The 12,075-nt window shown below is 74.1% G+C and carries 11 protein-coding genes; 5 read left to right on the top strand and 6 right to left on the bottom strand.

Annotated elements, in window-relative coordinates:
- Positions 1-183: 183 nt before the first annotated feature.
- Both ABZ840_RS34585 and ABZ840_RS34580 read left to right on the top strand, forming a co-directional pair.
- A complete protein-coding gene (locus ABZ840_RS34585) occupies positions 184-1,263 on the top strand; it encodes a nitroreductase (RefSeq protein WP_361566978.1) in 1,080 nt (359 codons plus the stop codon).
- 596 nt (positions 1,264-1,859) lie between these two features.
- Positions 1,860-2,270 carry an ATP-binding protein gene (locus ABZ840_RS34580; protein ID WP_361566976.1) on the top strand — a complete coding sequence of 137 codons (411 nt, stop codon included), beginning with the start codon at positions 1,860-1,862 and terminating at the stop codon, positions 2,268-2,270.
- Positions 2,271-2,375: 105 nt separating this feature from the next.
- On the opposite strand, the gene ABZ840_RS34575 is transcribed toward ABZ840_RS34580, so the two are convergent.
- Positions 2,376-3,431 (bottom strand): Ku protein, encoded by a 1,056-nt coding sequence (locus ABZ840_RS34575; protein WP_361566974.1) that lies wholly within the window; start codon positions 3,429-3,431, stop codon positions 2,376-2,378.
- A gap of 54 nt (positions 3,432-3,485) precedes the next feature.
- Between ABZ840_RS34575 and ligD (ABZ840_RS34570) the strand changes: the two genes are divergently transcribed.
- Positions 3,486-4,385 carry a non-homologous end-joining DNA ligase gene (gene ligD, locus ABZ840_RS34570; RefSeq protein ID WP_361566971.1) on the top strand — a complete coding sequence of 300 codons (900 nt, stop codon included), beginning with the start codon at positions 3,486-3,488 and terminating at the stop codon, positions 4,383-4,385.
- A 9-nt stretch (positions 4,386-4,394) separates the two neighbouring features.
- Here ligD (ABZ840_RS34570) and ligD (ABZ840_RS34565) read toward each other — a convergent pair whose 3' ends face one another.
- The 4 genes from ligD (ABZ840_RS34565) to ABZ840_RS34550 all read right to left on the bottom strand — a co-directional run bounded on the left by ligD (ABZ840_RS34565) (position 4,395) and on the right by ABZ840_RS34550 (position 9,435).
- Positions 4,395-5,351: a non-homologous end-joining DNA ligase gene (gene ligD / locus ABZ840_RS34565; RefSeq protein WP_361566969.1), complete on the bottom strand. Its 957-nt coding sequence runs from the start codon at positions 5,349-5,351 to the stop codon at positions 4,395-4,397.
- A 231-nt stretch (positions 5,352-5,582) separates the two neighbouring features.
- A complete protein-coding gene (locus ABZ840_RS34560) occupies positions 5,583-6,914 on the bottom strand; it encodes an aspartate aminotransferase family protein (RefSeq protein ID WP_361566967.1) in 1,332 nt (443 codons plus the stop codon).
- Positions 6,911-7,753, bottom strand: coding sequence for a nitrilase-related carbon-nitrogen hydrolase (locus tag ABZ840_RS34555; protein WP_361566965.1), 843 nt, complete (start codon positions 7,751-7,753; stop codon positions 6,911-6,913). Before ABZ840_RS34555 ends, ABZ840_RS34560 begins: the two co-directional genes overlap by 4 nt.
- A gap of 176 nt (positions 7,754-7,929) precedes the next feature.
- Positions 7,930-9,435, bottom strand: coding sequence for a hypothetical protein (locus ABZ840_RS34550; RefSeq protein WP_361566963.1), 1,506 nt, complete (start codon positions 9,433-9,435; stop codon positions 7,930-7,932).
- 210 nt (positions 9,436-9,645) lie between these two features.
- On the opposite strand from ABZ840_RS34550, the gene ABZ840_RS34545 reads away from it, so the two are divergent.
- Together ABZ840_RS34545 and ABZ840_RS34540 are read left to right on the top strand one after the other, a co-directional pair.
- Positions 9,646-10,077: a MarR family transcriptional regulator gene (locus tag ABZ840_RS34545; protein ID WP_361566960.1), complete on the top strand. Its 432-nt coding sequence runs from the start codon at positions 9,646-9,648 to the stop codon at positions 10,075-10,077.
- 2 nt (positions 10,078-10,079) lie between these two features.
- Positions 10,080-10,631 (top strand): isochorismatase family protein, encoded by a 552-nt coding sequence (locus ABZ840_RS34540; protein WP_361566957.1) that lies wholly within the window; start codon positions 10,080-10,082, stop codon positions 10,629-10,631.
- A 3-nt stretch (positions 10,632-10,634) separates the two neighbouring features.
- Here the strand turns inward: ABZ840_RS34540 and ABZ840_RS34535 are convergent, their stop codons facing one another.
- The gene (locus ABZ840_RS34535; protein ID WP_361566954.1) at positions 10,635-12,041 is read right to left on the bottom strand and encodes an amidase; all 1,407 of its coding nucleotides are present in this window, start codon (positions 12,039-12,041) and stop codon (positions 10,635-10,637) included.
- Between the last annotated feature and the right edge of the window lie 34 nt (positions 12,042-12,075).

Below are 12,075 nucleotides of genomic sequence, written 5' to 3'. Positions count from 1 at the left end.
TCCACGGCATGCGCAGAGCATTGAAGATCCCGAACATGTGACACCGGGCACCCGTCATGCGGAAATAATTTTCCGAATGGCGGATCACCTGAGGAATTGCGTCGTTTCCCGATGCGGTCGGCGGCGGGCCGGGCCACTCTGGAGGAGGCCACACGCCCGGTCGCCCACCCCCTGGAGGCCCCGGTGGACACGCAGGCAGCCGACGATCTGACCGTGACGGCGCTGGTGACCGATGCGATCGCCGCTCCGTCGATGCACAACGCCCAACCCTGGCGGTTCCGCTGCTCGCCCGGCTGCCGCACGCTCCAGCTGTGGGCCGACCCCGAGCGCGCGCTGCCGCAGGCCGACCCGGACGGGCGCGCGCAGCACATCGGCTGCGGCGCGGCCCTGTTCAACCTGCGGGTCTCCGCCGCCCACGCCGGCCTGCCGGTCCGTACGACACTGCTGCCCGACGCCGGGCGGCCCGCGCTGCTGGCGACCGTGGAGCTGGCCCCCGAAGGGGAGACGGACGGCGGTACGGAGCGGCTGGGCCGGCTGCACCCGGCGGTCCACGAACGGCACACCAGCCGGTATCCCTTCGAGGAGACCGGGCTGACCGCCGCCCAGCTCACCGGGTTGCGGCACGCCGCGGAGCAGGAGGGCGCGGCGCTCTCCTTCCCCGTCGGCTGGCATCTGCAGCTGGTGCTGGAGCTGGCCGAGGAGGGCGAGGAACGGGACCGCGCGGCGGTGGCGGACGACGCGGCCGGGCCCACCGGCGCCGGGACGGACCCACTGGCCGGCGGCGCGGGCGGCGACCGGACACCGGCCCCGGCCCGCCCGGACCTCGCGGAGTGGACCCGGATCGGCGCGGCGGCGGAGTCGGCGGACGACGGAGTGCCCGCCTACGCCTTCGGGCCGCGGCGGCGCGGCGGCCGGGCCCCGGTGCGGGACTTCGCGGCCGGGCGGGACGTGGCGGGCCGGGAGACGGCCGCCTTCGAGAGCCACCCGCACCTCGCGCTGCTCAGCACCGAGCGGGACCGCCCGGAGGACTGGCTGCGCGCGGGCCAGGCGATGCAGCGCACCCTGCTCGCGGCCACCCTTGAGGGGCTCTCCAGTTCGTTCGTCACCCAGTCGCTGGAGTGGCCGGAGCTGCGGTGGCCGCTGCGGGAGCCGGTGTCCGGCCACGGCCTGGTCCAGATGGTGCTGCGCTTCGGGTACGGGCCGCGGGGTACGGCGACGCCCCGGCGTCCGGTCGAGGAGGTCCTGGAGTTCGACGCGCCGTAGGACGCCCGGCCAGCGGGGGCATGGGCCGTACGGCGGGAGCGCGCGTAGGAATCCCGGCGCACCGCGTCCGGAAAGGGGGAAGCCCCGGCCAGACGGGGGAAGCCGGCCGGGGCTGGTGTGGGGGGCGCGGCCGCGGGTGACCGCGGGGGCGCCGGAGAGCGGGGTCGTCGGCGGTGCCGTTACCGTCCCTCACTTCTCTTGAATAATAAACCATCGTTGGCCGTCGGGTCGAATCGGGGTCGCAGGGTGGCACGGGGGGACGGGCCGCGCCCCGCATCCGGCCGTACGGGACCTCGCGGCGGCGCCGCGCGGCCGCCGGGATCGGCTTGATCCGGTCCGCCGCGGGCGTACGCCGGTGGTCTTGCTGGTGCCCGGTCCGGGCGCGAGTACGCCTGTCAGCGCCGGTCTCCCTCCGGCCGGCCGTGTTCACTCCGTCACAGCGGGTCGGCAAACGGGTTGCCGATGGTTGGGGCGGCGACGATCGGGAATGACCGCTCCCGTCGGCAGGCCGTGCGTGATCGCAACGGCCACGGGTGGAGGGGTCGACGCAGTGACCGTAGTCCCTCCGCCACCGTCACGGGAGGGAGTGGGACCCCATGCACGCGAGCAACAGGAACCGTGCCGCACGCGTCGAGTACGCGCTGCCGCGGGAAGCCGCGTCGGCCCGCTGGGCCAGGAGGTTGACCAGTGGCTTCCTCGGCCATCCAGCGATGCCCGACGGAGTGTCGGGCCGGGTGGACGAAGCGGTGCTGATCGTGTCCGAACTGGTCACGAACGCCGTACGGCACGGCAACAGCCGCTGCCGCCTGCGACTCAGCGCCGCGTCGAGCGGTGTCACCATCGAGGTGCACGACGACGATCCGCACACCCCCGCCGTCAAGCCGCTCACCGAGGACGCGGTCGGCGGCCGGGGCATGGCCATCGTCGGACTGCTGGCCCGGCAGTTCGACATCACCGCGGACCGCGGCGGCGGCAAGACCGTACGGGCAGTCCTCGCGGGCACGTGAAGAGCGGCGGGCACCCCGCCGGCCGCCGTACCGCGGAACGCTCCACCGGGGCCGGGACCCCGCCCCGTCACGCGCGACCGGCCTCCGCGCCGCCCGCCCGGCCGCTCAGCCGGCCTTGCGGCGTGACGCGGTCCGCTTCGCCGGGGTCTTCTTCGTCGCCGTCTTCTTGGCCGCACCGCCCTGTCCGGCGGACGCGCCCTTCTTTGACGCGGCGGACTTCGTGGCCGTCTTCTTGGCCGCGGTCCGCTTGGCCGTCGTCTTCTTCGCCGTCCGCGCCGGGGCCTTACGGGCCGGCCGCTCCGCACCGTCCTCCTCGGACTCCGCGGCCTCGCGGCGCAACCGGGTGACGGAGCCGCCCGAGCCCGCCTCCTCGTCCGCGCCGCCGCGCTCCTGCCGGGCCGCCCGCACGCTGTCCTCCAGGGCCGCCATCAGGTCGATGACCTTGCCGCGCTTGGGCCCCTCCGAGGGCACGGCCGGCTCGCCGCCCTCCAGCTTCGCGGAGACCAGCTCCTCGACGGCGTCCCGGTAGTCGTCGTGCAGCTCGGCCGGGTCCAGCTCGCCGAGCGAGTCCATCAGGGTCTCGGCGAGGGTCAGCTCGTTGTCCCGGATCTGTACGTCCTCCTTGGGGGCCAGCCCCTGCGGGGAGCGGATCTGGTCCGGCCACAGCAGCGCGTGCATGACGATCGCGTCGTCGTGGACCCGCAGCATGGCCAGCGTCTCGCGGTTGCGCAGCGCGACCTTGCCGATGGCCACCTTCTGGTGGTGCGTCAGCGCGTCGCGCAGCAGGACGTACGGCTTGGCGGCGGACGGGCCGTTGGCGCCGAGGTAGTACGCCTTGTCCATCTGGAGCGGGTCGATGTCGGCGGCGTCGACGAACGCCAGGATGGTCAGCGTCTTGGTCGTGGGCAGCGGCAGCGAGGCGAGGTCGGCGTCGGTGAGCGGGACGATCAGGTCGGAGGCGGCCTGGTAGCCCTTGCCGATCTCGTCCTGGGACACCTCCTCGCCGTCCAGCTCGCACACCTTGCGGTAGCGGATGCGGCCGCCGTCCTTCTCGTGGATCTGGACGAAGGAGACCGCCGAGGCGCTGTCCGTCGCGCTGTACATCTTCACCGGGATGCTGACCAGGCCGAAGGAGATCGCCCCGTTCCAGATGGACCTCATGCGCGCACCCCTCGACTTCCGTCCTTTATGTCCGATTCATGGGACTCTCAGGGTATGCCGATCACGGAGATCGAGGGACGCCGGCTGACGGTCACCCGGCTGGACAAGGTGCTGTACCCGGCCACCGGGACCACCAAGGGCGAGGTGCTGCACTACTACGCGGTGACCGCGGGCGCGATGCTCGCCCACCTCTACGACCGCCCGGTCTCCTTCCTGCGCTACCCCGACGGCCCGGACGGCGAGACGTTCTTCACCAAGAACGTGCCCCCCGGTACCCCCGCCTGGGTGAAGACCGTCGACCTGACCCGCCGCAGCGGCAAGACCGGCCGCCAGGTGGTGCTCCAGGACACCGCCTCCCTGATGTGGGCGGCGAACCTCGTCGTCGAGCTGCACACGCCGCAGTGGCGCACGGACGATCCCGGCGTGGCCGACCGGATGGTCTGGGACCTGGACCCCGGCGCGCCCGCCACGATCGTCGACTGCTGCGCGGTCGCCGGGTGGCTGCGCGAGCGGCTGTCGGCGGACGGGCTGAACGTGTACGCCAAGACCTCCGGATCCAAGGGCCTGCACCTGCTCGTACCGATCGAGCCCACCCCGTCGGACGACGTCACCGCGTACGCCAAGGACATCGCCGTGGAGGCCGAGCACGAGCTGCCCGGTCAGGTGGTGCACCGGATGACCAAGGCGCTGCGGCCCGGCAAGGTCTTCCTCGACTTCAGCCAGAACAGCGCGGCGAAGACCACCGCGGCGCCCTACACCGTGCGCGCCCGGCCCGAACCGACCGTCTCCACCCCGGTGACCTGGGACGAGATCGCCGCCTGCGACGACCCCGCGGACCTGCACTTCCTCATCGGCGACATCGCGGACCGCCGCGCCCGCCACGGCGACCTGCTCGGCCCCCTGATCAACCTCAACCGCGCGAAGCCACTGCCGCGCGCGAAGCGGCGGCGCTGAGACGGACGTTCAGTCCAGCCGCGTCAGGTCCGGGCGGAGGCGGTGCCAGGTGGGGTGGCGGAGGCGGCCCGCCGTGGTCCAGCCGGAGTAGCCGACCTCGGCGATCAGGCGCGGCTCGACCCAGTGCGCCGCGGCCACGCCGACCCGTTCCGTGAACGGCGAGCGGTCCCGCGCGAGCACCTCGAAGTAGCGCGCGAGCTCCCGGCGCTCCAGGTCCGACAGGCCGGAGCCCACCGAGCCGACGTACCGCAGCCCCTCGGGGCCGTCCAGCCCGGCCAGCACCGAGCCGGGCAGGCCCGCGATCCCGCCGCGCCCCTCCGACCAGCCGCCGATGACCACGTCGAGGGTCACCACGTGCTTCGTCTTGCGCCAGTCGGTGGACCGGACCCCGGGCAGGTACGGGGAGGACAGCACCTTGGCGACGACGCCTTCCAGGCCGTTCGCGCGAGTGGTCTCCCAGACCTCCTGGCCGTGCCCCGCCACGTAGCCCGGGACCGACCACTCGGCGGCGTCCAGGTCCAGTCCCGACAGGGCGGCCCGGCGCTCCTCGTACGAGGCGTCCAGGAGCGAGCGGCCGTCCAGGTGCAGCAGGTCGAACAGCACGAGGTGCACCGGGTATTCGTGCATCAGACGCGCCGCCCGGCGCGGGTCGGCCACGCCCATGCGCTGCTGCAGCAGCCCGAAGTCGGGCCGGCCCCGCTCGTCGAGCACCACGATCTCCCCGTCGAGGACGGCGGGCCGCCCGCGCAGCCGGTCGCCGAGCCCGGCCAGCTCCGGATAGGCGGCCGTGACGTCATTGCCCCTGCGGGTGACCAGCCGGACCCCGCCGTCACCCGGCGCGCTGACGACGCAGCGCACCCCGTCCCACTTCACCTCGTACGCCCACCGCGGCCCCGCCCCGTCGACGGGCAACGGGCCCGACGTGGCAAGCATGGGCCGCAGGACGGGCATCGGAGATGTGGCCATACCCCGATGATCAGCGGTCGGGCCGGCCGGCGCGACCTGCCGGCGCACGTGCTGGGCCCACCGCCTCGGTGGGTTCCGCGCCGCAGCCGGCCCCAGCTGCGCTGTGGCTGAGCGCGCCCATGCGGCGGAGCCGCTCATGGACACTCCCCGCGCCCCTGAAGGGGCGCGGGGAACTGCGCGAGCAACTCACGCGGCGGGACAGCCGGGGGCCGACGCGAGCCCCTACGGCGGTCAGCCGATCGCCGCACCCTCCAGACGCTTCTGCGCGGCGCGGAGTGCGTCGGCGAGGAGGTCGGCGCCCTCTTCGGCCTCTGCGACGGTCAGGGACAGCGGGGGCGCGATGCGCAGGGCGGCGCCGTTCAGGCCGCCCTTGCCGATGAGCAGCCCGCGCTCGCGCGCCGCCTCCGTGACGGCAGCGGCGGCCCGGGGCGACGGCTCGTCCGTGCCCGGGTCGACCAGCTCGACGCCGATCATCAGGCCGCGCCCGCGGACCTCGCGCACCATCTCCAGGCCGGCGGAGACCGCCCGCAGCCGCTCGATGAGCAGGCCGCCGACGCGCCGGGCGTTGCCCTGGAGGTCGTGTTCGAGGAGGTAATTGAGGTTGGCGAGGCCCGCCGCCATGGTGACGGGGCTGCCGCCGAACGTGGAGATGGAGTGGGCGGAGAGGCAGTTCATCACCTCGGCGCGGGCCACCACGCCGCCGATGGACATGCCGTTGCCGATGCCCTTGGCGAAGGTCAGCATGTCCGGCGGGCCGCTCGCGGCGTGCGCCTGCCAGCCCCAGAAGTGCTCGCCGGTGCGCCCCCAGCCGGTCTGCACCTCGTCGCTGACCCACAGGATGCCGCGCTCGGCCAGCACCTCGCGGAAGGCCGCGTACAGCCCGTCGGGCGGGGCCGTGAAGCCGCCGACGCCCTGGACCGGCTCGGCGATCAGCGCGGCCACCCCGCCCGACGTCTGCTGGAGCACGTCCTTGAGGTCGGCGACGCACGCCTCGATGTACTCCGCGTCACTGAGGTGCGCGAACGGGCCGCGGCTGCGCACCCCGCCGTGCACCCACAGCGTCTGCAGCGGCGAGAGGCTGGTCGGCGACCAGCTCTGGTTGCCGGTGATGCCCACGGTCGAGAAGGACCGGCCGTGGTAGCTGTTGCGCATCGCCAGGATCTGGTTGGAGCGCCGGTACGCCGTCGCCAGCAGCAGCGCCGCGTCGTTGGCCTCCGTACCGGAGGTGGTGAAGAAGACCCGCGCGTCGGGGATGCCGGAGAGCGCCGCGATCCGCTCCGCCAGCTCCACCATCGGGCGGGAGAGGTAGAGGGTGGAGGTGTGGATGATGCGCCCGGCCTGCTCGGCGACGGCCTTGGTCACCTCGGGCAGCGCGTGTGCGGTCATCGTGGTGAGGATGCCGCCGAAGAAGTCCAGGTAGCGGTTGCCGTCGGAGTCCCAGACGTGCCGGCCCTCGCCGTGGGTCAGCTCGATGGGGCGGTCGTAGAGCAGGCTCAGCCACTCGGGGAGGACGGCGCGGTGCCGGTCGTGCAGGTGGGCGGCGTCGGTGTAGTGGTTGCTCACGGCTGGACCAGCCCTTCGTAGGCGTCGGGACGGCGGTCGCGGTAGAACGCCCACTGCTGCCGCACTTCGTCGATCAGCCCGAAGTCCAGGTCGCGGACGACCAGTTCCTCCTTGCTGTCGCTGGCCACGTCACCGACGAACTGCCCGCGCGGGTCGACGAAGTAGCTGGTGCCGTAGAAGTCGTTGTCGCCGTATTCCTCGGTGCCGACGCGGTTGATCGCGGCGACGAAGTACTCGTTGGCGACCGCGGCGGCCGGCTGCTCCAGCTGCCAGAGGTAGGCGGACAGGCCGCGGGAGGTGGCGGAGGGGTTGAAGACCAACTGGGCGCCGTTCAGGCCGAGCTGCCGCCAGCCCTCGGGGAAGTGCCGGTCGTAGCAGATGTAGACGCCGACCCTGCCGACCGCGGTGTCGAACACCGGCCAGCCCTTGTTGCCCGGTTTGAAGTAGTACTTCTCCCAGAAGCCCTTGACCTGCGGGATGTGGTGCTTGCGGTACGTACCGAGGACGGTGCCGTCGGCGTCGATGACGGCCGCGGTGTTGTAGTAGAAGCCGGACTGCTCGACCTCGAAGACGGGGACCACGATGACCATGCCGGTCTCGCGGGCCAGGTCCTGCATCCGGCGGACGGTGGGCCCGTCCGGGACGGGCTCCGCCCAGCGGTAGTGCTCCGGCTCCTGCACCTGGCAGAAGTACGGGGCGTTGAAGACCTCCTGGAAGCCGATGACCTTCGCGCCCTGAGCCGCCGCCGCGCGGGCGTGCTCCTCGTGTTTGGCGATCATCGACTCGGTATCGCCCGTCCAGGTCGCCTGCACCAGTGCGGCACGTACGACATCGGCCATGAGCTGCTCCTTTGCCAGGGCGTCAGACAACCGGTCCGCGCGAGCTCTACGCGTGTGGAGGTGACCGTAGGACGCCTTGTGCACCGTGGCAAGACCATCTCCGCCGCGCCGCGCGGCCGATTCCGCACCCGGTGGGAACGGCCGTACGAACCACTGTGAGCCGTGGTGCGCACGGGTCAGCGGACACCGATGAGACGGTCGGACACCCCGGCCGTCCGCAGCGCGTGGACGAGGTCCCGCCGGCGGTGCTCCGACACGCGCTCCGCCGCCTCCAGCAGCAGCGGCAGCAGGATCTCGGGCGCGTCCGTGGCCGCCGCGAGCCCGGCCGCCTCCTCCGAGGTGCGTGCCCGCACCATCGCGGCCAGCAGCTCCCGCGCCTCGGCCGTACGGCCCGCCTGCCGCAGGGCCAGCGCGGCGTCCCCCACCTCGCCGACCGGACGGGCCACGCCCTGCCGCAGCAGGCTCACGCAGTCCTGGACCCGGCCGGCCGCGGCCAGCGCGCCGGCCGCCGCGGCCAGCGGCTCGGGCGGCAGGCAGGCCACCTCCCACAGCAGCGTGGCCACGTCGGCGGCCAGGCCGGTCCGCTCCAGCTCCGCGGCGATGTGCGGCAGTTCCTCGGCGGGGCGGCGGGCCGCGGCGCACAGCACGGCGTGCGCCTCGCCGCCGCGCCCGGCGGCCCGCAGCTCGGCGAGGTGGGACACGGCGCTGGAGACGGCCTGGGAGGTCTGGGGCGGGAGGCCGGCCAGGGACGGCGCCGGTCCGCTACCGGATCCGGCCGCCGCCCCCTTCCCCTCCTTGGCCGATTTCCGCCCCTCGCCGTCCTCCTGCGCACCGGCGAAGCGGGCACCGCGCGGGGCGGGCGGGGCTACGGACGCGCCGCTCTCGGCCCCCTCCCCCGACGGGTCGAGGCCGGCGAAGCGGGCGCCACCGGGTCTTCTCCGGGCGACGCGGGACTCCTCCGGCCGGGCCTCCTCGGAGTCCTCCGCCGGGAACTCGTACGGCGCGAGAGCCTGGTCCGCGGTCCCGTACGGCGCGACGGCCTCGCCCCCGGGGCCGTACGACGCGCCCGCATGCGACGCCGGGTCGTACGGGGTGCCGGCGTCCGGCGCGGAGACGTACGGGCTGCCGGCGTCCGGCGCGGGATCGTACGGACTGCCGGCGTCCGGCGCAGGGGCCGTTTCCGCGCTTCCCTCCATCCGCTGCTGGAGCTCGCGCACGCGGGCCCGCGCACGGGCCACGTCGTCGGCGACCCAGGCCAGTTCGCCGTCGAGCGCCGCCACGTCCGTGGCCGGATCGGCCTCCTTCAGCGCGGCGCGCAGCTCGCGCTCGCGGCCGGTGGCGTGGTGGAGCTCGTCGAGCATGGCGTCGAGCCGGCCGCGGAGCGCCCCGGGGCCGCCGGTGAGCGCGTCGTACGCGGCGGCCGCCGCACCGTGCAGCTCGCGGGCGCGCACCCCGGCCTCCGCCGCCGCCTGCTCGCCGAGCCGCCCGGACAGGTCGTGGAGGAGCGACTCGACCACGTCCCAGGGCGGCACCTCGCGCCCTTCCAGGCAGGCCCGCAGCCCTTCGGGGTCGCGCCGTGCGAAGACGCCGTACCAGCCTTCGGCCGGGTCCAGCGCCGCCACCAGCTCGCCCAGGAAGTGCGCGAAACCGTCCACGGAGTCCCGTAGCCGTGCCTCTGCCATGCCGTCCCCTTCTCCCCCATGGTGCCGCGCGCCGCCGCGCCGGTACCGCAGTTGCGCTCCGGTCGTGTTGCGTCCTGTGTGACACAACGACTACAGCGAGTTTTCCACTCCCGGCGGGGCGCGGGGGCGTGGATCCGGCAACAACGGCGTGATCACCATGGTCGACAGGAAAACTTGCAAGTTTTCCTGTCGACTTTCTAGGCTGGCGCCATGCCAGGCAAGGAGCACGAACAGCTCGTCACGGACCTCGGTACGGCCGTCGGCCTGCTGATGCGCCGGCTGCGCGCCGAATCGCCGGGGGACGGGATCACCCCCACCCAGCGGGCGGTCTGCGCCCGGCTGGACCTGGAGGGGCCCGCCACCACCGCGGCGCTGGCCAGGGCCGAGCTGGTCCGCCCGCAGTCGATGCGGGTGACGCTGGCCGCCCTGGAGGAGCGCGGCGTCGTCGCGCGCAGCCCGCACCCCACCGACGGCCGCCAGGTCGTCTTCGCGCTCACCGAGGAGGGCCGGGAGGTACTGGCCGGCCTCCGGCGGGCCAAGCAGAACTGGCTCTCCGTGGCCATCGCCGAGCACACCACCCCCGAGGAGCAGCGCGTACTGGCCGAGGCCGCCGCGCTGCTCAAACGACTGACGGAGAACTGACCATGACCGCCACCACGCTCGATCCGAACACCGCCCTGGTCCTGATCGACCTCCAGAAGGGCATCGCCGCGCTGCCCACCGCCCACCCCGCCGCCGAGGTCATCGAGCGCGGCGCCCGGCTGGCCGCCGCCTTCCGCGCGCGCGGCCTGCCGGTCGTGCTGGTCAACGTCACCGGCGGCGCGCCCGGCCGTACGGAGGGCCCGGCGCGCGCCGGCAACCCGCCCGCCGACTGGGCCGAGCTGGTCCCGGAGCTGGACCGGCAGCCCTCGGACGTGCTGGTCACCAAGAAGACCTGGGGCGCCTTCCACGGCACGCCGCTGGACATGGAGCTGCGCCGCCTCGGCGTCACCCAGATCGTGCTGGCCGGCATCGCGACCAGCATCGGCGTGGAGTCCACGGCCCGCAGCGCCTACGAGCACGGCTACCACGTGACCGTCGCGACCGACGCCGTCACGGACATGGACGCCGACGCGCACCGCAACAGCGTCGAGAAGATCTTCCCGCGCCTGGGCGAGGCGGACACCACCGACGCGGTCGTCAAGCTGCTGGGCTGAGCCTCAGGCCCCCGCCCTCAGCCGCGGCCACTTCTCGTGCCAGCGGAGGTCGTCCTCCAGCTGGGAGGCGAGCGAGACGAGGCGGGGCTCGCCGCCCTCGGGGCCCAGGAGCTGGGCGCCGAGCGGGAGTCCGGCCGAGCTGAAGCCCGCCGGCACGCTGATGCCCGGCCAGCCCAGGACGTTCCACGGCCAGGCGTACGGGCAGGCCGCGATCATCGCCCGGTCGGTGCGCCAGCCGTTCATCGCGACGAGCGTGCCGACCCGCGGCGGCGGGGTGGCGGTGGTCGGCGTGAGCACCACGTCGTACCGGCCGAAGACCGCGCCCACCCGCTTCTGCTGGCGCGCCTCGGCGGCCCGCGCCAGCTTCAGGGCGCGTCCGCTCAGCAGCCGGCCCAGCCGTGCGGCGTCCTGCGTCCTGCGGTCCAGCAGGGAGCGGTCCGGCACCCGTTCGGTCCACTCCCGTACGCCCGTGGTCGCGCGCGGCACGAAGGAGAGGCCGATCAGCCCGTAGTCCGGCTCGGCCTCCTCGACGAGGTGCCCGAGGCGGACGAGGGTACGGGCGATGTCCGTGACGGCGGCGCGTACTTCGGGGTGGAGCGGGCGCGGGGTTCCGGTCCAGGCGGGCTTCCAGGACAGCGCGATGCGCAGCCGCCCCGGATCCCGGCCCACCGCCGCGCGGACCGCGACCGGCGCCGGGCGGTGCAGGTCGTGCCGGTGGCTGCCGCTGGACACGTCCAGGAGCAGCGCCGCGTCCTCGACCGTGCGGGCCAGCGGGCCGATGCCCGTGATGCCCTGGAAGGCCTCCGGTTCGGGCCAGGTGGAGATCCTGCCGCGCTGCGGTTTGATGCCGACCAGGTGGGTCCAGGCCGCGGGTATGCGGACCGAGCCCGCGCCGTCCGTGCCGAGTGCGGCGGGGACGAGTCCGGCGGCGACCGCGGCGGCCGAGCCGCCCGAGGACCCGCCGGGGGTGTGCGCGTGGCTCCAGGGGTTGCGGGTGTCGCCGAACGCGGGGCCCTCGGTGAACGGCCACTGGCCCAGCTCGCAGGCGTTGGTCTTGCCGACCACGATCGCGCCCGCCGCGCGCAGCCGCCGCACCACTTCGGCGTCCTCGGCCTTGAGCGGGAAGGTGCCCGCACAGCCGAACGCGGTGGGCACGCCCGCCACATCGGTGTCGTCCTTGACCGCGACCGGCACGCCGAGCAGCGGCAGCCGCTCCCCCGCCGCGAGCCTGCGGTCGGCCGCCTCGGCCTCGGCGAGCGCCGCCTCGGCGCGTACCAGCCGGAAGGCGTTCACGGTGCCCCGCGTCGCCTCGATGCGCTCCAGCGAGCGTCCCACCAGCTCCGCCGACGAGGTGTCACCGTCGCGCAGTGCTCTGGCCTGTTCGGCCAGTCCCTCGAACCTGTCCCCCATTGCCCTCACGTCTGCCTCTCGCCCTGACTGTCCG

The sequence above is a fragment of the Streptomyces sp. NPDC047117 genome, assembly GCF_040643545.1.
Taxonomy (GTDB): Bacteria; Actinomycetota; Actinomycetes; order Streptomycetales; family Streptomycetaceae; genus Streptomyces.
Note: the sequence above shows the minus strand (reverse complement) of the source record. Positions and strands in the feature narration are given on the sequence as shown.